Source organism: Paenibacillus sp. 1011MAR3C5 (genome assembly GCF_003591485.1).
Classification (GTDB): domain Bacteria; phylum Bacillota; class Bacilli; order Paenibacillales; family Paenibacillaceae; genus Pristimantibacillus.
The window spans coordinates 828,755-851,053 of record NZ_QZCF01000003.1 but is presented as its reverse complement, the minus strand read 5'-3'; the positions used below and the strand labels follow the sequence as shown (position 1 = coordinate 851,053).

General features: G+C 52.1%; 21 protein-coding genes. 5 read left to right on the top strand and 16 right to left on the bottom strand.

Annotation, left to right across the window (positions count from 1 at the left end):
* The first annotated feature begins 117 nt into the window (after window positions 1-117).
* Complete coding sequence (locus D3P07_RS13545) at window positions 118-1,005, top strand: LysR family transcriptional regulator (protein WP_119800725.1); 888 nt, start codon at window positions 118-120, stop codon at window positions 1,003-1,005.
* A 156-nt stretch (window positions 1,006-1,161) separates the two neighbouring features.
* A complete protein-coding gene (locus D3P07_RS13540) occupies window positions 1,162-2,784 on the top strand; it encodes a CPBP family intramembrane glutamic endopeptidase (RefSeq protein ID WP_119800724.1) in 1,623 nt (540 codons plus the stop codon).
* On the opposite strand, the gene uvrC is transcribed toward D3P07_RS13540, so the two are convergent.
* Entirely contained in the window at window positions 2,762-4,606 is a 1,845-nt protein-coding gene (gene uvrC / locus D3P07_RS13535; protein ID WP_259391483.1) for an excinuclease ABC subunit UvrC, read from the bottom strand. The genes D3P07_RS13540 and uvrC overlap by 23 nt on opposite strands.
* A 193-nt stretch (window positions 4,607-4,799) precedes the next feature.
* Between uvrC and D3P07_RS13530 the strand changes: the two genes are divergently transcribed.
* Complete coding sequence (locus D3P07_RS13530; RefSeq protein WP_119800723.1) at window positions 4,800-4,946, top strand: YqzM family protein; 147 nt, start codon at window positions 4,800-4,802, stop codon at window positions 4,944-4,946.
* A gap of 65 nt (window positions 4,947-5,011) precedes the next feature.
* Here D3P07_RS13530 and D3P07_RS13525 read toward each other — a convergent pair whose 3' ends face one another.
* From D3P07_RS13525 to D3P07_RS13495, 7 genes are all read right to left on the bottom strand, one after another.
* Complete coding sequence (locus D3P07_RS13525) at window positions 5,012-5,263, bottom strand: YezD family protein (RefSeq protein WP_119800722.1); 252 nt, start codon at window positions 5,261-5,263, stop codon at window positions 5,012-5,014.
* A gap of 59 nt (window positions 5,264-5,322) precedes the next feature.
* Window positions 5,323-6,189, bottom strand: a complete 867-nt coding sequence (gene cysW, locus D3P07_RS13520) for a sulfate ABC transporter permease subunit CysW (protein WP_119800721.1) — start codon at window positions 6,187-6,189, stop codon at window positions 5,323-5,325.
* A 56-nt stretch (window positions 6,190-6,245) separates the two neighbouring features.
* Window positions 6,246-7,079 (bottom strand): sulfate ABC transporter permease subunit CysT, encoded by an 834-nt coding sequence (cysT, locus tag D3P07_RS13515; RefSeq protein ID WP_119800720.1) that lies wholly within the window; start codon window positions 7,077-7,079, stop codon window positions 6,246-6,248.
* Between the two features lie 34 nt (window positions 7,080-7,113).
* Complete coding sequence (locus tag D3P07_RS13510; protein ID WP_397334586.1) at window positions 7,114-8,226, bottom strand: sulfate ABC transporter substrate-binding protein; 1,113 nt, start codon at window positions 8,224-8,226, stop codon at window positions 7,114-7,116.
* A 280-nt stretch (window positions 8,227-8,506) separates the two neighbouring features.
* Window positions 8,507-9,463, bottom strand: coding sequence for a primosomal protein DnaI (gene dnaI, locus D3P07_RS13505; protein ID WP_119800718.1), 957 nt, complete (start codon window positions 9,461-9,463; stop codon window positions 8,507-8,509).
* Between the two features lie 24 nt (window positions 9,464-9,487).
* Window positions 9,488-11,011 carry a replication initiation and membrane attachment family protein gene (locus D3P07_RS13500; RefSeq protein ID WP_119800717.1) on the bottom strand — a complete coding sequence of 508 codons (1,524 nt, stop codon included), beginning with the start codon at window positions 11,009-11,011 and terminating at the stop codon, window positions 9,488-9,490.
* Window positions 11,012-11,117: 106 nt separating this feature from the next.
* A complete protein-coding gene (locus D3P07_RS13495; RefSeq protein WP_119800716.1) occupies window positions 11,118-11,429 on the bottom strand; it encodes a YuiB family protein in 312 nt (103 codons plus the stop codon).
* Between the two features lie 200 nt (window positions 11,430-11,629).
* Here D3P07_RS13495 and hemQ point away from each other — a divergent pair, with 200 nt between their 5' ends.
* Complete coding sequence (gene hemQ, locus D3P07_RS13490) at window positions 11,630-12,376, top strand: hydrogen peroxide-dependent heme synthase (RefSeq protein ID WP_119800715.1); 747 nt, start codon at window positions 11,630-11,632, stop codon at window positions 12,374-12,376.
* Window positions 12,377-12,553: 177 nt separating this feature from the next.
* Here hemQ and D3P07_RS13485 read toward each other — a convergent pair whose 3' ends face one another.
* Both D3P07_RS13485 and D3P07_RS13480 read right to left on the bottom strand, forming a co-directional pair.
* On the bottom strand, window positions 12,554-12,811 hold the full coding sequence (locus D3P07_RS13485; RefSeq protein ID WP_119800714.1) for a hypothetical protein: 258 nt from the start codon (window positions 12,809-12,811) through the stop codon (window positions 12,554-12,556).
* The gene (locus D3P07_RS13480; protein ID WP_119800831.1) at window positions 12,811-14,004 is read right to left on the bottom strand and encodes an NAD(P)/FAD-dependent oxidoreductase; all 1,194 of its coding nucleotides are present in this window, start codon (window positions 14,002-14,004) and stop codon (window positions 12,811-12,813) included. Before D3P07_RS13480 ends, D3P07_RS13485 begins: the two co-directional genes overlap by 1 nt.
* A gap of 426 nt (window positions 14,005-14,430) precedes the next feature.
* Here D3P07_RS13480 and D3P07_RS13475 point away from each other — a divergent pair, with 426 nt between their 5' ends.
* A complete protein-coding gene (locus D3P07_RS13475; protein WP_119800713.1) occupies window positions 14,431-15,432 on the top strand; it encodes an NAD(P)/FAD-dependent oxidoreductase in 1,002 nt (333 codons plus the stop codon).
* Between the two features lie 352 nt (window positions 15,433-15,784).
* On the opposite strand, the gene sda is transcribed toward D3P07_RS13475, so the two are convergent.
* From sda to D3P07_RS13445, 6 genes are all read right to left on the bottom strand, one after another.
* Window positions 15,785-15,928, bottom strand: coding sequence for a sporulation histidine kinase inhibitor Sda (sda, locus tag D3P07_RS13470; protein ID WP_119800712.1), 144 nt, complete (start codon window positions 15,926-15,928; stop codon window positions 15,785-15,787).
* Window positions 15,929-16,711: 783 nt separating this feature from the next.
* Window positions 16,712-17,128, bottom strand: a complete 417-nt coding sequence (locus D3P07_RS13465; RefSeq protein ID WP_119800711.1) for a hypothetical protein — start codon at window positions 17,126-17,128, stop codon at window positions 16,712-16,714.
* An 18-nt stretch (window positions 17,129-17,146) separates the two neighbouring features.
* Window positions 17,147-17,332 carry a hypothetical protein gene (locus tag D3P07_RS13460; RefSeq protein ID WP_119800710.1) on the bottom strand — a complete coding sequence of 62 codons (186 nt, stop codon included), beginning with the start codon at window positions 17,330-17,332 and terminating at the stop codon, window positions 17,147-17,149.
* Between the two features lie 541 nt (window positions 17,333-17,873).
* The gene (locus D3P07_RS13455; protein ID WP_119800709.1) at window positions 17,874-18,548 is read right to left on the bottom strand and encodes a YheC/YheD family protein; all 675 of its coding nucleotides are present in this window, start codon (window positions 18,546-18,548) and stop codon (window positions 17,874-17,876) included.
* 170 nt (window positions 18,549-18,718) lie between these two features.
* Entirely contained in the window at window positions 18,719-20,884 is a 2,166-nt protein-coding gene (locus D3P07_RS13450) for a DNA topoisomerase III (RefSeq protein ID WP_119800708.1), read from the bottom strand.
* A gap of 149 nt (window positions 20,885-21,033) precedes the next feature.
* On the bottom strand, window positions 21,034-22,077 hold the full coding sequence (locus D3P07_RS13445) for a DUF418 domain-containing protein (RefSeq protein WP_119800707.1): 1,044 nt from the start codon (window positions 22,075-22,077) through the stop codon (window positions 21,034-21,036).
* Window positions 22,078-22,299 lie beyond the last annotated feature (222 nt).

The following is a 22,299-nucleotide window of genomic DNA, read 5'->3' as shown; positions in this document are numbered from 1 at the left end:
CAACAAATGTCGACACATATCTGCCACACTTCCATCCTACTCCTTTTCAGCTTATAATGGAATTGCGTATTTTTTATAATTTCTTATAACAAAATGATATAAGGAGCTTAGACACCCATGTACGAGGAGCTTCATGTCTTCACCGTGATCGTCGAGCAGTCCAGTATGAACAAAGCATCCGCGCTGCTTAACCTGTCGCAGCCGGCCTTATCACGCAAGCTTGCGAAGCTTGAGGGCGAGATCGGCGTCGAGCTGTTCAGGCGCGTCGGCAAGCGGCTTGAGCTTACGCGAATTGGCCAATTGACCTATGAATACGCGCTGGAGCTGCGCCAGCTGCATCGCCATTACTTGCAGACCGTCTCCGAATTCACGGCGACCGGCCGCTCCTCGCTGACGATAGGCGCAAGCCTCACCACGCTGCAGACAACGCTGCCGGATTTGATCCAGATGCTGACGTCCACCCATCCCGAATTTGATATCAAGGCGGTCACAGGCAAGACCCATGAGATCGTTTCCTATGTCAGGGAGCATAAAGTAGATATCGGTATTGTCGCTTCCGGAATTGACGATGCCGCGCTGCGCTGTGTCCCGCTGTTCGACGACCATCTGCTGCTCGTGCTGCCCCGCAGCCATGTCGTCACGGAGAAAGGCATGCTCCATATTCAGGAATTAAACGGACTTCCGATGATCTTGTTCTCCAAAGGCACCTGGTATCGCATCATGACGGATGAGCTGTTCGATACCTACCGGATCTCCCCGGATGTCCGCATGGAGATCGATTCCTTCGAGGCGATCCTGCGCCTGCTGCATACATGCAGAGCCGGCACCCTGCTGCCTAAGTCCTATATGCGCGAGCAGCTGCTGGAGGACAATGATCTTATCGTTGTGCCGATCAAGGAGCTGGCGGAAGCCAAACGGACGACGTCTCTCATCCATCTGGACCCTGCAGCGCTAAGCCCGTCCGTCCGACAATGCATCAACGAAATAACGGCAAAGTTCAACTGATATAGTTATTGCCATCTTGCGCCTTGGAAATCCCTTGAAACCGTAGGCCCCCCAAATCGTTACTACATATATATACCTGTCGCCGAATGGATAATTTAGACAGCGTTGTGATAAGGTAGAGTAAGACCATACCATTATTTAACCCAGGGGTGAATTATGAATCAAACGATCAAATCGAAAGATTGGACTATTTTGGGCATAGCCGCAATTATTTGTACGATTATCTTCATCTTTATGGAGATCGTCCCGGCTATTATTGCGATCAATAAGCATGAATATGGCGGCAAAGCCATTCCGAAGACCGTCGCAGAGGAGCTTGCCGGCGCATTCGCGGCGGAGCAGACGGGGCTGACCGTCAACAAGACGCATGCTGTCCATCAATCGGATAAGCTGCTGGCTGGTTATCTGTCCAAAGAAAAGCAAACCGAAAAATACGAAAACAAATACGACAGCCAGTTTCCCGTAGACACTTTTCAGGTTAACGTCAATTTTGCAGACGGCAAAGGCTACGGCTTCGTCTATGTGCATATGTACAATAAGCAGATCGTCGGCTGGAACTTGATTGTCGACGGGACGGCAGCGTCCGAGCAGGAGACGCGGAAGCTGACGAACGACTTCTTATATGAGAGCGGAAGGATTCAAGGCCAAGCTGCAGGGAACGCAGCGATGGGACGGAACGGCGAACTGAAGCAGCGTGTAGCTGGCTATGATGTGGAAGAAGCCAATCTGACCATAGCGACAAAGGTCATATCGGTTGACGGCAAGCTCGTGCTGAGTCAATACAAACCGGCCTTCGATGTACACAAAAGCTATAAGGATTATGTAGAAAAACAAGATAAGCTGGCAGGTTGGCTAACAGGCATCGGCTACGGATTCATGAGCTTCGTGCTTGGGGTGCTCGCTATCATTTACGCCATTCTGTACCGCAAGCATACGTCCTTTACATACGGAATCATATTGACAGCGGTATTTTTTATTGCCTACGTCATCATGAATCTCGGCGTTATGGACGGGGTGATCGCATCGCAGGGCGAGACTCGTCTGGATAACTTCCTCGTTATCGGCGTCACCATTACGACGATTATTCTATCTGTCGTGATGGCCGCATCCATCTACTTCTCCCTCGTGGCAGGGGATGGCCTATGGAAAGCGCAAGGCCGACCGTTATGGCCGAGAATGAAGGACCCGGGCTATGGCGATCACGTCTGGCGGAGCATGGGCTTGTCCTATCTGTTCGCGCTCATCATGCTCGGACTGCAGCCAGTCATCTTCTTTGTGCTAGGGAAGCTTATCGGTACTTGGGGCGCAAGCGACGTGACGATGTCGCCTTACAATATGAAATACTTGTGGCTAATGCCTGTTCTGGCCTGGGCAGCGGCAATCTCCGAGGAGGCCGTCTATCGTTTCTTCGGCATTGGACTGTTCCGCAGATGGTTCCGCAATACGTTTGCTGCGGCAATTATCCCAACCATCGTCTGGGCGCTCGGGCATGTGATGTATCCATTCTACCCATCGACGACAAGGTTGTTCGAGCTGATCGTCATTGGCCTGATTTTCAGCTTTATCTTCATTCGGTACGGATTCATTGCAGCCATGTTCACGCATGCCATCTTCAACTCCGTAGCGGTCGGCAGTTCCATGATCTTCGCTGGCGGAACGGTCAACATTGTATCCGCGCTGTTCTTTATCGCGCTGCCGTTCTTCATCGCTCTTATCTTGAGGGCATGGAGCAATAGAAAAAGGACGAATCCGCCGACTAGGTCGACGATTCATCCTTAAGGGCAGCAATAATATCTGCGGCGAGCTTATCGCCAATCGAGAGGGGCCTGAAGTCTTCGACGGAGGCCTCTCTTATTTTTTTGAGCGAGCCGAAGTGCTTCAACAGCGCCTTTCTCCGTTTCTCTCCGATGCCTGGGATAGAGTCCAGCCTCGACTCCACCATCGACTTGGCGCGCTGCTCGCGGTGGAACGTAATCGCGAACCTGTGCACCTCGTCCTGAATCCGTTGCAACAGGTAGAATTCCTGGCTGTCGCGCGGCAGCGGCACAATCTCCGCAGGATCGCCTGTCATAAGCTGCGCCGTCTTATGCTTGGCATCCTTCACCAGGCCACATACCGGGATATATAGCCCCAGTTCGTTCTCCAGCACGTCGAGAGCGGCCGCGATCTGCCCCTTCCCGCCGTCGACGACGATCAGATCAGGCTGCACCAGTCCATCCTTCAATACGCGCTCATAGCGTCTTCGAACAACCTCACGCATCGTCTCGTAATCATCTGCGCCGATAACCGTCTTCACCTTATACTTGCGGTATTCCTTCCGATCCGGCTTCCCGTCTGTAAAGACAACCATGGCCGATACCGGGTTCGTGCCTTGTATATTGGAGTTGTCGAATGCTTCAATCCGTCGCACTTGTTCCATGCCGAGCCATTCCGCCAGCGATTGCGACGCCTTTACACTTCGTTCCTCATCGCGCTCGATCAACCGGAACTTCTCCTCCAGAATGACACGAGCGTTGTCGAGCGCCATATTGACGACCTCGCTTTTCTTCCCGCGCTGTGGCATCAATACCTTCACCTTCAGCCAGTCATGCAGCGAGGTGATAATCTCGTCCTCCCGCTCCGCATCCTGCTCAGGCGGATGCGGCAGGAGAATCTGCTTCGGCAAAGCCGGGTTGTCGCTGTAATACTGCGTTACGAATGTGATGAAGTCATCATATTCCTCGCCATAATACGGGAAGGTCGTCCCATGGCGTTCAATCATTTTGCCTTTACGCATATAGAGGATCTGAACACTCATCCAGCCCTTCTCGACCGCATAACCGAATATATCCCGGTCCATGGCGTCGGACATCGTGATCTTCTGCTTCTCCATAACCGCGTCGATAGCAACCATCTGATCACGGAATTCCTTCGCCCGCTCGAATTCCAGCGCTTCGGCTGCGGCGTGCATCTTCCGCTCCAGCTCGGACTTGACCACGTCTTCCCCGCCATTAAGAAACTTCGTAATTTCGCTGATCATCTCATCGTAGGTGGACTGTTCCACTTTGTATTCGCAAGGCGCCACGCATTGTCCCAGGTGATAGTAAAGGCACACCTTGTCCGGCAGCGTCTTGCACTTGCGCAGCGGATACAGGCGGTCAAGCAGCTTCTTCGTCTGCTGTGCGGCAAATGCATTCGGATACGGGCCAAAGTATTTGCCTTTATCCTTTACAATTCGGCGCGTAACCTCCAGCTTCGGATGCGCTTCATTCGTAATTTTGATATAGGGAAAGGTCTTGTCGTCCTTCAGCAATACGTTATAGCGCGGATGATGCTGCTTGATCAGATTGCATTCCAGAATCAGCGCCTCCATGTTGCTGCCGGTGACGATAAATTCGAAGTCCACAATTTCCGATACTAGCCGCTGTGTCTTGGCATTATGGCTTCCGATAAAGTAGGAGCGGACGCGATTTTTCAGCACCTTCGCCTTGCCTACGTATATAATGACTCCCTCTCGATTCTTCATCAGGTAGCAGCCGGGTTTGTCCGGCAATAGCGCCAGCTTGTTCCGAATCGCTTCTTTGGCTGCTTCCATGCTTATAAATTCCCCTTGATTCGTCATGCTTAGCTCTCCTCCGACTCGAATACGGTCTACAGCTAATTTTAGCATAATCCATTGCGCTTTTGCCTTACATTTGTCACCGCTTCTTCTTTACATTTGTTCGAAACTTTGGGTATACTAATGAAAGCTAGGTCTTAGGCGCATACTTACGACTCAAAGTTTGCCCGGCAGACTTTTAAGGAGGACGTCAACAATGGAGAATGTAAGAGACCCTCGCGAGCACTATAATGAAGAGCCTCGCCACGATTTGATGGATGTCGTGTTCGGCTTTGGAGGCATGCTTGCTTTCATGACCGTTGTATTCGCGGTAGCCGTTATCGTGAAATTCATCATCTCTTAGTACATAAGAGAGAGACCAAAAAAGCTCCGCACATGCTGTGCGGAGCTTTTTTCATTCGATCCAATCTATTGAGCGGCTCTCAGCGATTCTCCGTCTGCGGCGCCGCTAGTCTTCGCACGGGCGCTGGCCGAAGGCTTGGAGGCTTCAGCCGGCGCTTGCTTCTGACCAGGATTATCGTAACGCGTTCTCTCCGTGCGGTCGATCTGCACGATCCGGCCATCGTGGACGGTAATGATGACTTGCCCGTACTGCAATCCGCTCACTTGATCCAAGATTCTTTCTTGCCACACATCATCCACTTCCAACGGTTTTGCCATTTGAATCCCCTCCAATTTGATAAATTAAGTCGGAATTATAACGTTAAATGATGCCGCATTTAATGACTTGATGACGACTTCCATTCCACAATCGCTTTTACGATCAGCGTCAGTACAGCCAGCATTACAAGCAGCGAAGCAACCGCGAATGCAGCGGAAAACTGATATTCATTGTACAGGATCTCAACATGCAGCGGCAGTGTGTTCGTCTGGCCTCGAATATGGCCGGATACGACCGATACGGCGCCGAATTCGCCCATAGCCCGGGCGTTGCTTAAAATGATGCCATACAGAAGGCCCCACTTAATATTCGGAAGCGTAACCTTCCAGAAGATCGACCAGCCTCTCGCTCCAAGGCTCGCTGCGGCTTCCTCTTCCTGTACGCCTTGCGCCTGCATGAGCGGAATCAATTCTCTTGCCACAAACGGCACCGTGACGAATACGGTTGCGAGTACGATACCCGGGATGGCGAAGACGATCTGAATGCCCTGCTCGCCCAGCCAAGGCCCCAGATACCCCTGAGCGCCGAATAACAGAATGTAGACGAGACCGGCGATTACTGGCGATACTGCAAACGGCAGATCAATGAGCGTAATCAGGAAGTTTTTTCCCTTGAAGCTGAACTTGCTGATCGCCCAGGCGGCTGCGACGCCGAATATCGTATTAACGGGTACTGCGATCAGCGCAATGATCAGCGTAAGCTTCAATGCGGACAAGGCGTCCGGCTCGATCAGAGCCTTCAAGTACATATCGGCGCCCTTGCGGAACGCTTCGACGAATACGGATACGAGAGGCAACACCACGACTAACCCGATAAATAAGAGCGCTGCGCCGATCAGCAGCCATTGTACGGCTCGGTGCTCGGTATTATGCTTCGGACGCTTGACGTCCTCCTTCGATGTATAAACCGTAATGGCGCCAGCCATAGATCATCTCCTCCTTTGAATGAGAATCAACCGCCGTGGAAGGTATATGACGCTTGTCATTTGGCAACGGACCTTCTCTGCATATGCCATTGCAGCAAATTGATGATCAGCAGCAGGATAAACGATATGATCAGCATGACGGCAGCGATCGCTGTCGCACCTGCGTAATCGTATTGCTCCAGCTTTGTCATAATGAGCAGCGGGGCGATTTCGGTTTTCAAAGGCATGTTGCCGGAGATGAATACGACCGAGCCGTATTCGCCAATGCCTCTGGCAAATGCCAGGGCGAACCCGGTCAGCAAGGCAGGCATTAATTCCGGCAGGATGATTTTTCGGAATGTACGGAACCGGTACGATCCAAGCGTTGCAGCCGCATCTTCTGTTTCTTTATCCAGGTCCTGGAGTACGGGCTGAACTGTTCGGACGACGAACGGCAACCCGATAAAAATAAGCGCGATCGTAATGCCGGCTTGCGTATAAGCAATCTTGATACCAAGCGGATCAAGCAAGGAGCCAATCCAGCCTGTCTTGGAATAGATCGTCGTCAGTGCAATTCCCGCCACCGCTGTAGGAAGGGCGAACGGGATATCGACCAGACTGTCGATGATCTTTTTCCCCGGAAAACGGTATCTCACAAGAACCCAAGCGACCAGCAACCCGAAGACGGCGTTGATGATTCCCGCCCAGAGAGCCGTGCTAAAGCTGATGCGGTACGATGCCAGAACCCTTGGATTCGTTACCGTGCTCCAGAATTCGGCCCACGTAAGCTCGAACGTTTTGAAGAAAATGCCTGCCAGCGGGATTAGCACAATAAGGCTGATATAAAACAAGGTGAATCCTAGCGACAGTCCGAACCCCGGCAGTACTCTGCGATTTCTGGAACCTTTCATGTGAAGTCAGCTCCGCTCTCTCCCATATTGATCATTACGAGCCTGGCGTGTAGATCTGATCGAATACTCCGCCATCGGAGAAATGCTTCGTCTGCGCTTCTGTCCAGCCGCCGAAATCACCATCAATGGTCAGAAGCTCAAGAGATGGGAATTGATCCTTAAATTCTGCTGCTACGGTCTCGTTCGTAGGACGATAGTAGTTTTCACCCGCAATACGTTGTCCTTCCTCAGAATACAAGTATTGCAGGTAAGCCTCGGCCACTTCTCTTGTGCCGCGATCGTCAACCGTTTTGTCCACAATCGCTACAGGAGGTTCTGCCAAGATGCTAAGGGATGGGTATACGATATCGAATTTGTCCGGGCCCAGTTCATTGATGGACAGATACGCCTCATTCTCCCAAGCGAGCAATACGTCGCCGATGCCGCGCTCTACGAAAGTCGTGGTAGAACCGCGTGCGCCAGTATCGAGTACCGGTACATGCTTGAACAGATCGGTTACGAATTGCTTGGCAGCCGCTTCGTCGTTGTTATTATGCTTCAGCGCGTAGCCCCATGCCGCCAGGTAGTTCCAGCGCGCTCCGCCGGATGTCTTCGGATTCGGTGTAATGACTTCCACGCCTTCCTTGAGCAGGTCGTTCCAGTCTTGAATGCCTTTCGGATTGCCCTTTCGCACCAGGAATACGATCGTTGAAGTGTACGGCGAGCTGTTCAGCTCATATTGCTTCTGCCAATCTTTGTCTAGCAAGCCTGTCTCGATCAGAGCGTCAATGTCGTAGCCTAACGCCAGGGTGACCACATCGGCTTTCAAACCGTCGATAACCGCTCTAGCCTGCTTGCCGGAACCGCCATGCGATTGATCAATCTCGACCTTTTGGTTTTTTTCCGCCTGCCAGTGGGCTGCGAAAGCTTTGTTAAATTCTACATACAGCTCGCGAGTCGGGTCATAAGATACGTTCAACAATTTGACAGGTGGAAGCGGGTCTTTATTGTCTTCCGTTGGTTGTGAAGCCGAAGGCGATGGCGATGATGCGTTATCTTTCTTTCCCCCATTGTTGACTGTTCCATTGTCGCCGCCGCAAGCAGCAAGCGTTAACGCGAATACGACAAATAATAGAATAGCTTGAATACGAACCGAAGTTTTCTTCATCATGGTTGCACCTCTCATTTTTCATTGGATGAGATAGGGCTTCGTCAACTCCGGTTCGTCCGGTCATCAAACATTATTCCTACCTGATTAGTTGGTTATGAATGCATATTACCAGCCATCCCCACCTCTGTCAACACAAATTTCGAATAATTGAAGAGATCGATAAGTTTTCGTTATATAACTATTCCTTCCAGAAAAAAAAGCCTTCGCCGAATTCGGACGAAGGCTTTGCAACTTGCGATTTCATTGCTGTTTATTCTATTCTGGCGCTGCATCTGCACTACTTCCGTCCGCGCTTATTCTCGCCTGTGACCATGATCGATTCCACGTACGGCCGGATACGATCCATAATCCGCTGTCCTTTGTGCAGCTCGTCGCCATCTTTGCTGGTAAAGCTGAAGTGGCGCTCCAGCGCATCCAGATCATAATTGGACGTATAGAAGGTCGGCTTACGCTCCATCCGATAGTTGAGAATAGCACCCAGCACATGGTCACGTACCCACGGATTGAGGTTCTCTGCGCCAATATCGTCGAAGATGAGCAAGTCCGTTGACTTCATCATCTCGACCGTTTCCTTCAGCTTGGCCGGATCATGCATTAAAACTTTAAGATCCTCAACAAAGTCCGGCATATAGACGATGACGCCGGAATGTCCCGCTTTCGCGAGCTCCTGCAGCAGATAGCACATCAGGAAGGTCTTGCCCGTGCCGAACCGCCCGGCCAAATATAGGCCTTCATGGCCAAGGCCCTGTTCCCTGGTACGATCGATATATCGAAGCACTTGACCTACAGCCTTGGCCCGCTCCATATCATTGGTCAGAATCTCGTCGGAAGAATAACCGCGACGAAGCGCGGCATCGTCCACATAGAAGCTGCGGATCCGGCTGCGGATCGCCTCCTCGCTTTGTCTCGCCAGGAACTTCTTGCAGGATACCTTACGGTCATACAGCTGGGTGTGGCCATTCATCGTCTCCGATTTTAGCAGCGTATAATGCCCTTCATAGTCATTGGGACACAGGTCGAGTCCCGGACAATTAGAGCAATTACTATATTCGGATACATATTGATAGACCCGATTCAGGTTCAGCCGGATCGCTTCTTCGTCCACTTCGGGATACTTCTCACGCAGCTTGATGACGAGGGGGTCTCGCATCAGTTCCTTTAATTTGCGTTCCGCTTCCTCCGACAGGGATCTTCCTCCCGGGAATGACTTCAACAATTCGCCTAGCGATTCCATCTCTCTCACCCCTCGTTAAGATCATTATGATTGTCCGTCCAGCTTCCGCGCCAGACGGCGCAGCTCTTCCAGCTCATCGGCCGATACGGAAGCTGCCGGATTTCCTTCAGAGACGATCGGTATGGACGGCTTGCGTGATGCGCCGCGGGAATTGCCCCCTCGCGCCCCACCTCTTGTGCCGCCGGCATAGCCGCCGCCCGGCTCCTTCCGACGCTCCTTCTCCTGTTCAAGCTGCGCCTGCTCTCTCACATACTTGACTGCCTTCTCGAAGGTATCAATCCCCTTCATCAGCATATTGGAGGCAACCGCATCGATGAACGTCTTCGTGACACGCGCGGAATCGCTTTCGCCCAGCACGTAATGGATGAGCACATTAATGACCGGCGGCGCCAACCGGTAATTGAGGTCGATACGCTCGAAGATTTGATCAACCCAATCCGGCACGGCTCCCGGGAAGAAGCGCTTCAGGAAGCGGGTATGCGGTTCATTGCGCATCAGCATGTTGTACTGCTGAATATCGCAGCGACCCTTCAACTGATTCGGCACTGGAAGATAATCCTGCTCCTGCACTTCGAACTCTTCATCCGGCTCATCCGTATCCTCAGGTTCTGCCGCATCGGTATGAATGGCGGTGTGCGACAGCGTGCGCTGCCGCTCGCCTTCGCGCTTCTTGTCTTGCCTGTAGAGCTGATTCGCCCTCATCTGCAGCTCATCCAAATTCACTTCGCCTGTCTCGGTGAAAGCTCCGTCCTCATCCAGCAAACGGCATAGATTGACGATCGACAAGTTGTATTTGTAAGCCACATAGTTAATTTGCGCAAGACCTTCCGTATCCTGGCGGAGACGCTCGACGTAGGTCCGGTTGGAAGAGTTGCGCGGGAAACGGATTATTAATTCTCCGTAAGGAATGCCCGCCGAAGCATGCTCCGTTCGTACCGTCGATTGCCTCGTAGGCGCAACCTCGGAAAGCGCCTGCTCCAGCTCCGTATCGAAGGATTGCGGATTCAGCTTGAACAGCTCGTAGAACGGAACCGAGATATTCTCCTTCGTAAATTGCGCATGCGCCAGCTCATCCGGCTCGCTGGACCCGAACGATTCTCTGAGCGCGATTACAGCGTATTTCCCCACCTTATCCCGCAGCAGCATGGACAGGTGCATATTAGTGAAAAACTCAGCAGGCGACAACGGTTGAATAAGTTCATATTCATAAATAACATCGGCATGCTCAGGCACGCCAAGCCTCGATGTCGAGAGCAGGCCGACCGCCTCCAGCTTCGATGCCTGATCGATAACATAACGGCGGCTCTTCTCATTCATCTCCAGGCCAAGGCCCAGGAACAGCTTGCGATGAGGCTCCAGAGACGAATAACCGCAACGGTCATCGGCAATGCCATGGTACAGCTGCTGGTACATCGAGATAGCGAACGCGCCGATCATCGGCTGATAGATTAACGACAACATTTTATAATGAAGGCTGCTTAACGAGAAATCCCGAAATATGTAATAACGGTGATGTTCCGTAAATTGCATAATATGATTGATGCGCATCGCACCGACTCCATCCTTATCTTTATCTCTACTATTCTAGCATACAAAGGGACAAGTTTGGAGAATCGGACAAATAGAAAAATCCCCCGTACGAGGGATTTTGAGATTAAAACATTTTATAGCCGCCTTTGCGCAGCGCATTGATGGCCCAGCCGCTTACGTACGCCCCAATCATGGCGCCGATAATAGGCAGATAGTAGATCGTCGTATATGTACCTATATTATCCAGTGTCGGTTTAGACGCTTCGTCCCATGGCGACCATATGACCAGTCCGATCATGACGATTGCAAACAAGATCATCGGAAACCAAGTCGTCTTCAGCAGCATGTTCAGAATAAAGCCGATACCGAACATCATGACAAAGAACAGAACCGTCGCCACTGCGGCTTGGACGATCATTATGACTAAGTCTGGCATTCCAATAGCTCCTTTCAAGCTCTCCGCTTACGTTATGCGCCAATCTGCGCATAATCATTGACTTTATTAGTTTAATGAAAGCGGCATCCGAAGTCAATCGACGCAGGCCAAATGTCACAAGTCCGTCATTTGCTCATACCGCGCGCGTTACGATACAATATATAGAAGCTTAAATTAGGAGCTGAGAGGAGTTTTTCCCGATGAGTGAAGCCGCACAAACATTAGAGGGCTGGTACGCCCTTCATGATTTTCGCAGCATCGACTGGACCGCATGGCGCCTGGCCGACGAGAGCGAGCGCAAGCGCGCGCTGGATGAGCTGCATACTTTCCTAGGCGAGTGGTCTGCGATTGAAGAGCAGAAGCTGGGCAGCACCGCTGTCTATTCCATCGTCGGACAGAAAGCCGACTTCGTCTTCATGCATCTGCGCGAGACGCTGGAGGATCTGAACGAAATCGAAACGGCGTTCAACAAAACGACGTTCGCCAGCTTTACGTATCCGGTTCATTCCTATGTCAGCATCGTAGAGCTCAGCAACTACATGGGACAACCTGGTTCGGACCCGCTGCAGAATCCGGAGATCGTCGCGAGACTAAAGCCGATTCTTCCGAAGTGGAAGCATATCTGCTTCTATCCGATGAACAAGCGCCGCTCTGGCCACGATAACTGGTACATGCTGAGCATGGACGAACGCAAGGCGATGATGCGCAGCCATGGCATGATCGGCCGTCAGTATGCAGGCAAGGTCAAGCAGATCATTACTGGCTCCGTTGGCTTCGACAACTGGGAGTGGGGCGTAACCCTGTTCTCAGACGATGCGCTTCAGTTCAAGAAGCTCGTCTATGAGATGCGCTTCGACGAAGTAAGCGCTCGGTTCGGCGACTTCGGCGACTTCTATGTCGGCAATTTCCTCGATGTCGAGAAGTTCGACAAGTTGCTTACGGTATAAGCGTCCTATCTTCAAAGTAATAGGCTCTAATAAGAACAGGTTCGTTGAACGCAACGGGCCTGTTATTTTTTATGCCGCTCTGACTAAATATTCTAGCATGGACAAGCTGCATGACATAAGCTTAAAACACAAAAAAGGCTTTCACCGGCAGCAATTGCACGGCGAAAGCCTTTATTATTATTCCTCTTCGTCCGATTCCGCCCCAAGGCGTTTGGACTCCAAATATTCCTGAGTCGCTCTGTCGCGCTCGCGGCCTTTGTCCTTCAGCCGTTCAATTGCGGGTTGTATCAACAGGTCGATTTCCTTCTGCACCGTATAGGCCAAGTCATGACGGGTCTGCGATTCCAAATAGGAGCCGACCTCGATCAAGGCGTTATAACGATCCAATTCATCTCTCGTCAATAAACCTCGAACTTGTACGCTGCAGTGTCTCATTACAGGAACTTACCTTTTTTCAGAACGAGCGGAATGCCGCCGATAATGAACAGGTAACGGATATCGATCATTTTTTTCAGCCATGCAGCTACGCGGCCTTTGTATTTCTTGCCGAACGCGATACCGATAGCTTCGCCTTTGCCAAGCGACGCCACTGTACCCTTGTTGGAGAATACAAATGTCTTCAGCGGCTGGTTGCGGATCGAAGCGACCAGGTTATGCGCACATACAACGCCTTGCTGCATCGCGATTTGCGCAGTTGGCGGGTATGGACGTCCCTCTGGATTGAACATCAGGGAGTTGTCGCCCACGATGTAAATGTTCTCGCTGCCTGGGCAACGCAGGAACTCGTCAATTTTCACGCGACCGCGCATGGTCTCGAATCCAGCTTCCTCGATCAAGCGGTTGCCGCGGATACCGCCGGTCCAGATAACCGTTGCGGATTTGATTTCTTCGCCTTCGCCGACTACGACGCCTTCAGGCGTGCACTCTTTGATTGCTGTGCCGATGCGGAAGGTAACACCCTTCTTCTGCAGCACATCCATGCCGTATTGCACCAGCTCCGGATCGAAGCCTGGCAGTGCGGTTGGAGCAGCTTCGATGTTGTAGATCTTCACGAGGGACGGATCTACGTCGAATTGCTTGCAAAGCTCAGGAATGCGGTCGGACAGTTCGCCTACGAACTCGATGCCTGTAAAGCCGGCGCCGCCAACGATGAACGTCAGGTAGTCCGTGCGATGCGGCTCGCGTTTGTAACGAGCAAATTGGTATTCGATATGTTCGCGGATCAAGCGAACGGAGTTGATGCTGCGAATGTTCATTGCATTCTCAGCCAGACCCGGGATACCGAATGTCTCAGGCTCGCCGCCAAGGCCGATAACCAGATAGTCGTAAGACAATGTTCCGTCTTCGAGGATGACTTTTTTGTCTTGCGGACGGATTTGAACAACAGTCGATTTAACGAAATCGATTTTAAATTCATCGATCAGCTTGGAGATGCTTACGCGAGCGTTCTCCGGGTTGTCCGTACCCGCAGCCGGCATATGAAGATGCGTCGTAATGTAGTGGTAATCATGCTTGTTCACCAGCGTTACGTCCGCTTCGTTATAATTCAATTCTTTCTGCAGACGGAGCGCCGTCAGCACGCCGCCGTAACCGGCGCCAAGGATAACAATTTTCGGTATGTTGCTCATCGTAGAATCCCATCCATTCCTCATTTTCTTTTGATTGGCGATATAAAAATCCCCCGCTTGCATAAAGCGGGTTCGCTTAACAAACCATGTTATAGGCAAAATGCCACGCACATTCATCCAAAAGAATGTGAAAAATTACACAAACTCGATCAAAAATAATGCATCATATGAAGTTTGTGCTTGAAAAAGAACTTTTATCACATCAATCCGAACGTAATTCGCCGAATTCCGACAACATATGCCAAAATTCCGCGACGGTAGATATCATTAATATACATCAGACATATTACAGACTTTTCACAAAAAGTTCAAGGGTAATTTTCACGAAAAACTTTAGAGTCCTGCACAATTAAAAGATTACCATCTCCGCAAGCGAAGCATTATAATGGGTTACGTACAGGACTTTTCGCAGGAGGTGCTTATCGCATGACAAATGTCCCATCATCTGAACATACAGTCGATATCGTAATCATCGGCGGCGGCCCGGCCGGAATGTTCGCCGCATTCTACGGAGGGATGCGCCAGGCATCCGTCAAAATCATCGAGAGCATGCCCCAGCTCGGCGGTCAGCTAGCTGCATTATATCCGGAGAAGTATATCTATGACGTCGCAGGATTTCCGAAGGTAACGGCACAGGAGCTAGTCGACCGCTTAAAAGAGCAAATTGATCTATTCAAGCCGGAAGTGTGCTTGGAGGAGAAAGTTGTAGGCGTAGCCAAGCTGGATGAACGGTTATTCGAGGTGAAGACTGACAAGGCGAAGCATTATGCCAAGGCGGTCATCATTACAGCAGGCGTCGGCGCGTTCGAGCCGCGCAGGCTGGAGCTTCCCGAAGCTTCACGCTTTGAAGGAAAGAACCTGCATTATTTCGTAAGCGATCTTAGCCGGTTCAAAGACAAGCGTGTCCTTATAAGCGGGGGCGGCGATTCCGCCGTTGACTGGTCGCTAATGCTGGAGCCAATCGCGAAGAGCGTCACGCTCATTCATCGCCGCGACAAGTTCCGTGCTCATGAGCACAGTGTAGAAAACTTGATGAGGTCTTCTGTAAACATCATCACGCCGACAGAAATAATAGAGCTCAATGGCACAGATGCCATAACTGAAGTAACGCTAAGCGACGTGAAGACAAAGGAAACGAGCAGGCTGGAAGTGGATGATGTCATTGTCAACTTCGGATTCGTATCCTCGCTCGGCCCAATTGCCGAATGGGGAATCCATATTCAGGGCGGTTCCATAGTTGTCGATACGCGAATGGAGACGAACATTCCAGGCATCTTCGCCGCCGGTGATATTACGACGTATCCAGGCAAGCTTAAGCTCATTGCAGTCGGCTTCGGGGAAGCGCCCACGGCGATTAACAATGCCAAGGTCTATATCGATCCAAGCGCGAAGCTCTCGCCGGGACACAGCAGCAACATGAAGCTCTAATCGCATGTAAAGTTAGCAAAAGGGTATCCTATACTTGGTTAAGCGGATTGCAATGTACGCCAATCTGATGCCAAGGAGGATACCCTTATGTTATGTCCTGTATGCAACGGAATCGTCAACTTGCAAGTTCCTTGCTTATCTTGTGGTGGAACGGTAACGGATTGCGGCCGCTTGTCCGATTGGACCGGGCCGTATGCGCCATATGAACCGGCAGATGCTCAAACTGTAAACTCGGCTTCATTATTGCATACTGAGGCTGGCTGCTGTCATACGGTATACTGCCCAAGCTGTCAGCAGACAAGTGAGGCTATGGTTACACAATGGGAATAGGATTGGTGCGCGCTTTTTGGGGTTATGCTGTATGTTTGTGCGAGGACAGATCTACGCCACGACGCTTCATTTCGACAGCCAGCATTCGAATGAACTCCGGATCCAGCTTATATTCAATCGCGGCGTAATACGTGTCTACTAGAAGCTCGTCAGATAATGTATCCATGCTATCTCCTCCTTCGCTTTCTACTATTTTTTTACACCAAACTCGTATAATTAAAACGCTTTAACGGCCACGTGGGATTTACAGTTTTTAGTGTAGCATCGTCCTAGAACCGAAACAACAGACCCTCTTATACACAACGGCATGTGGATACCTTGTGAATGGGCTGTGAATAGACCTTAAATTTCCAGTGTTTTCAGTATGGATAATGTGGATAGGGTTATCCACAGCCTGTTGAAGCCTATAAAACTATAAAAAACTTTAATAGCCTTTCCGTACTCTATCAACTTAATATTTTAATGTCATTAAATGGTAGGGTCCGCAGACGGCAAGTCCATCTAGTCTGGATTGCTGTGTGAATGCGATAACGGAAAGTTCCAAGCTGCTCGAAAAGAAAGCTGCTGGTGGCTTGATATAGCAGGGTTTTCGCATTCGATGGGTCATTCATGCGCACGCCTATTATGTATCGATTCGACATCTGATTGCCCAGTTAGACGTATTTCCCCAGCTGACTATACAACGTTAGCACGTTAAAGTGATTTTTCGCTAAAGCGTAATGGTTTTTCGACTCGTTTCGTCTCCGTGAGCCAGGTAATGTGCTACAAAGTCGTTTTCACTGCTCGAAGCAACGTCTATCTACGCGCGTCCAGCTGGCTCCTCTTAGCCGAATTTCTCGGCTTGCAGCTGCTCCAAGCGCCCAGCTTGCACTTCTAAGCCGAGTTTCTCGGCTTGCAGCTGCTCCAAGTGCCCAGCTTGCACTTCTAAGCCGAGTTTCTCGGCTTGCAGCTACTCCAGGCGTCCACTTCGCACTTCTAAGCCGAATTTCTCGGCTTGCAGCCGCTCCAAGTGCCCAGCTTGCGCTTCTAAGCCGAGTTTCTCGGCTTGCAGCTGCTCCAAGTGCCCAGCTTGCACTTCTAAGCCGAGTTTCTCGGCTTGCAGCTGCTCCAAGCGCCCACTTCGCACTTCTAAGCCGAGTTTCTCGGCTTGCAGCTGCTCCAAGTGCCCACTTCGCACTTCTAAGTCGAGTTTCTCGGCTTGCAGCTGCTCCAAGTGCCCAGCTTGCACTTCTAAGCCGAGTTTCTCGGCTTGCAGCTGCTCCAAGTGCCCACTTCGCACTTCTAAGCCGAGTTTCTCGGCTTGCAACTGCTCCAAGTGCCCACTTCGCACTTCTAAGCCGAGTTTCTCGGCTTGCAGTTGCTCCAAGCGTCCAACTGGCTCCTCCTAGCCGAATTTCTCGGCTTGCAGCTGCTCCAAGTGCCCAGCTTGCACTTCTAAGCCGAGTTTCTCGGCTTGCAGCTGCTCCAAGCGTCCACTTCGCACTTCTATGCCGAATTTCTCGGCTTGCAGCTGCTCCAAGCGCCCACTTCGCACTTCTATGCCGAGCTTCTCGGCTTGCAGTTGCTCCAAGCGTCCAACTGGCTCCTCCTAGCCGAGTTTCTCGGCTTGCAGCTGCTCCAAGTGCCCAGCTTGCACTTCTAAGCCGAGTTTCTCGGCTTGCAGCTGCTCCAAGCGCCACTTCGCACTTCTAAGCCGAGTTTCTCGGCTTGCAGCTGCTCCAAGCGTCCAACTGGCTCCTCCTAGCCGAGTTTCTCGGTCTTAAGCATCCCCCGTAGACACGGCTAAGTGCGGAGATAAAATTTATCAAGGTTAGACGTAATTGGCAATGGATATAGGTGCTCCATTCAGATAAGAGTGTGCCGCTAGCTAATGTGTGCAACTAAATGCTGCGTGCAACCAACCAGCAATTTGTGCCAGCCAGCACAACGTGATCCAGTCAATGCGTGTACCGGACACAGCATGCGACAAGATAACCCAAAATTTCTTGCCACTTGAATAGACAAAATCAACTGCAACGTGCAGCTAGCGGCATAACACCTATCCGCAAACGAAAGAGGGCTGTCCCCTTGTCATGTTGGCATGACTGGGGACAGCCCATGTCTTTCCGGCATCAATGCGGTCTCGTATTGACCTCGAAGATCCATATCTTGCCTTGCCGGTCGATGCCGTAATCGAAGCCCAAATGCGAGATGCCGGGATACCGTTGCTCCAGCACTCTTGTCGCCAGCACAGTGATTTCCCGCATTTTGCTTTTTTTCGCTTTCACATGGGACTTACCCAGCGAGGATCTGATTCCTTCCCCGGCCAGCACCATGCGTCCGCCTTGACTCAGGTTCGTGACGAACAAGCCTGGTCTCGCTATCCGTCCCACGAGCGACCTGTACTCCCAGCCATTGAACGTCTTGACGTACTTAACCCGATAATCAATAGGCCTTCCGTTCACCGTTGCCAAAGAAATTCCCTTCTGTATCAAATAGTTCCGCTTGCTTGTTCTGGAGCGAAGCGCGCCTGTGAGCGCATCAAAGCTTCCGTATCTGGACGTGCGGTCCCTGTGCGTGAATGAGTAGCCCCCGTCGCCAGTCCTCATCACTTTGATGACCCCGCTGCCGCCGGAGCCAACGATCGGCTTGATCACGACCATTCCATGAGCATTCAGCATATGCTGAAGCTGCTGTGGAGAATATTTGCTAGACGGCGGGACATGGGACGCAAGCCCGGGATGAGAGAGAAGCGCTTCCGTTTTGGCCCACTTGCTGGCCAGTTGCCTTCCCGAGTGGTTAGCCAATGCTACCAATCTCCTTTCCTATCGCCTTCTCTCTATCATATGGCGATAGCAGCCTTCCCTCTTGGATGAATGTCGTAGGTAGATGCGGGAAAAGCGGACAGTCCCACTGCCTTCAGGCAATGGGACTGTCCATGTTCTATCTATTCTGTTCGATCTGCTCAAGCTCTCGATTAATCCGACTTTTTCTCCAGCGCGGCCTTCAGCTTATCCGCGAGGCTATTGGTCAGAGGAGCGTTGTCGCTAAACTGCTGGATAAGCTTCTGCTGTTCTCTCTTGTTGACGCGTGCCCCGTTTTTGTCGCCAAGCATTTCGATAACATTGCATCGGCGGCATTGCGCATACTTGCCAGCCTTGCCGTCATGCATCTCCATCTTCTTATGGCATTGCGGACAACGCTTGTTCAGCAGGATCGGCTCAGTGGAGCGGCGGTACCCGCACTCGCGGTCAGGGCATTGCAGCGACTTCCCGCGCTTGCCATTAACCTCCAGCATCCGCTTGCCGCATTCCGGACAGCTGGAGTGAGACAGATTATGCGGCTTATATTCCTTCGTCTCCGCCTTGACTTCCCCGATCCACTTCTGGGCCTGCTGGCGGATGCCTTTCATGAAAGCAGCGGGATCGCCTTTGCCTTTCGCAATCAGCTCCAGCTCTTGCTCCCACTTCGCCGTCAGCTCGGGACTGCGCAGCTCCTCTACGACCAACTCAATCAATTGCTTGCCCTTCCCCGTCGGCACAAGCGAATTTCTCGTGCGCTCGATCGTATCCGTAGACAGCAGCTTCTCGATAATATCTGCCCGTGTCGCCGGCGTGCCGAGGCCATGCTTCTCCATTCGGGTAAGCAGCGATGCCTCTGTATACCGGGCAGGAGGCAGCGTGCGCTGCTCCTTCACGCCCGTGCTCTTGACCGGCAAGGTCTGCCCCTCCGCTAGCGGCGGCAGCAATTGCGCTTGCTGGCGCTCTTCGTTCGTCCGGCTTGCGCCGCTATCCGTATCGTCATCTTCATCATCATTTTGCGAAGCATGGCTATCCTGATAAACCTCTCTCCAGCCCTTGTCCTTCTCTGTCTTCCCCTTGGCATAAAAGCGCTGTCCGCCCGCTTCAAGCGTCACGCTTGTCTCGTCATAACGGTACGGTCCATAGAACAACGCAATGAAGCGGCGAACGATCAGATCGTAGAGACGTCTCTCATCGCTGGTTAGCGCCCCCAGATTGACATATTGCTCTGTCGGAATGATCGCGTGATGGTCCGTCACCTTGCTATCATCCACGATCCGCTTCGTCACAGGCAGCGGAGCTCGAAGCAGCTTGCGCGCAAGCGCCGCATACGGTCCTACCGCAATGCTCTCCACCCGACCTTTGAGCGTAGCAACCATATCGCTGGACAAATAGCGGGAATCCGTCCGCGGGTACGTCACCAGCTTATGAGCCTCGTACAGCTTCTGCAGCACATTGGAGGTTTGCTTGGCAGAGAAGCCAAGCTTCCGGTTCGCATCGCGCTGCAGCTCGGTCAGGTCGTACGCCTGCGGATGCGGCTCCGAACGCTCGACGGTGCGAAGCTTCAGAACCTTTGCCGATCCGGCTTCGATCGCCTTCGCCGCCACTTCCTCCGCCCGCTCCTTCTTCCATGCTCTGCCGTCGTGGCCGTCCTGCTCGCGCCATAGCGCTCCGAAGCTTCCGAATCCCGCTTGCACCGTCCAATACGGCTGGGACTGGAAATCGGCGATCTCCTGCTCACGCTCCATCAGCATCGAAAGCGTCGGCGTCTGAACGCGTCCCGCCGCCAGCTGCGCATTGTATTTGCTCGTCAGCGCTCTGGTCATATTGAGACCGATAATCCAGTCAGCCTCTGCCCGGCAGACAGCCGATGCATACAAAGCTTCATAATCTTTGCCCGGCTTCAGCCGCTTGAAGCCTTCCTTGATGGCACCATCCGTCTGCGACGAAATCCAGAGCCGCTTGACCGGCTTGCGCCAGTGCACAAGCTCCATAATCCAGCGGGCAACAAGCTCTCCCTCACGCCCCGCGTCTGTCGCGATAATCAATTCACTGATATCGTTCCGCTTGAACAGCTGCGAGACAGCCCGGAACTGATGCGACGTTTCCTTCAGCACCTTCAGGTTCATTTTCGCCGGCAGCAGCGGCAAGTCTTCCAAATTCCAAGTCTTATATTTCCCGTCATAATCCTCCGGCTCTGCCAGTGTCACCAGATGTCCGAGCGCCCACGTGACAACGTAAGCGGGTCCTTCGATATAACTTTTCTGCTTGGTTGTGCAACCAAGCACTCTGGCGATTTCCTTCGCCACGCTTGGCTTCTCCGCCAGAACAAGTGATTTCATGCCCTTCTCCCCAATCCCGTGTCATATGGTGACACGATACCATAGGGAGCAGCGCATGCGCAACGCCACGGCCCCTCTTTGCCGGGCAACAGCAGGCTATTCGCTGCATGGGTATGAGTTTCTTTATCGCAAATACGTTGCCCATACCCTCACTGACTCTTAACGGCTGTACGCTGCTTGTTGAAAACCGGAGGCCACCGCAGATACGTAGCCGCTCGCCATATCCACTCCAGCGGGCCCATCGCAAAATAATGAAGCCAGATCGAGCTAGCGATTAATTGAAACAGATAAATGCCAAGACACAGCCACAGACAGTCCAGCCAGTTCGATGTCCCCTCAAGGCCCAGCCATTGACCGGCGACCAGCACCAGCACGGTTTGCCCGATATAATTCGTGAGCGCCATCCGCCCCACCGCCCTCATCGGGTCCAGCAGCTCGCGAATCGGCTTGATCTTAAGCAGGAGAAGCAGCAGCGCCATATAAGCGAAGGCGACCAGCGGTCCTATGAGCAGTCCCGCCTTCAGATATTGATTCGCCTGCTCTTGCAGGGAATCGCCAGTCCCCTCAATCACGAATGTTCCGAACGGCTCGCTTGGAGCCAGCCCGTATTGGTACTGAAGCGCAGCTGCCGCCACAGCCAACAGCACAACAGCAGCAATCTCAAACATTCTCCGCCGCTCCTGAATCCGCTCGAACAACCGAAGCTGACCCGCCGCCACGCCTAACAGCATGAACGGAAACGGCATCAGCACTTTGGCTCCAAGCGCCGCGAACACCCCAAGCAGCACCGCACCGAGCGCAAGATTCACCCACCGGTTCACCTTATAAAACGGAAGCAGCAGCAAGCCGCATATCGCATAGATCATCAGCGCCTCTCCCGGATGATAGATGGCATGCAGGTAGCCGAAGCCGAGTAGCACCGCTATACGTATGAGGAACAACAGATAGCCGTTGCGTCCTTTATCATTGGCGCGCATGATAAACAAATAAAAACCGATTCCGAACAAAAACGAAAACATGCTGAAGAATCGGGCTTCAGCAAGCAAATAAAGCAGCCGCTGATACAGCTCGTCGCTTGACCCCGCCTCGGGCAGCGACAAGTGAAGCAGCGCAATCGCATTCATCAGCAGGATGCCAAGCAGCGCAAATCCCCGCAAATAGTCCAATTCATCGATTCGTTTAGATAACATCATTCCAGCTTCCTCCGTCCCGTTGAGCTAGCCACAGTATACAGCCAGCCTGCACCGCAATCCATCGATTTTCCGTACAGAGAACATGACATTTTTGTAAGGTTCGCGTGCCCGCGGAATGTCGCAATTTGCACCCGTATGATAAGTTCGTAAACACCTCATATCTACCGCTTCCCGATCGTACATTTACTCAGGAAGGAAGCCTTTCACAGCGCTGGATCCGGC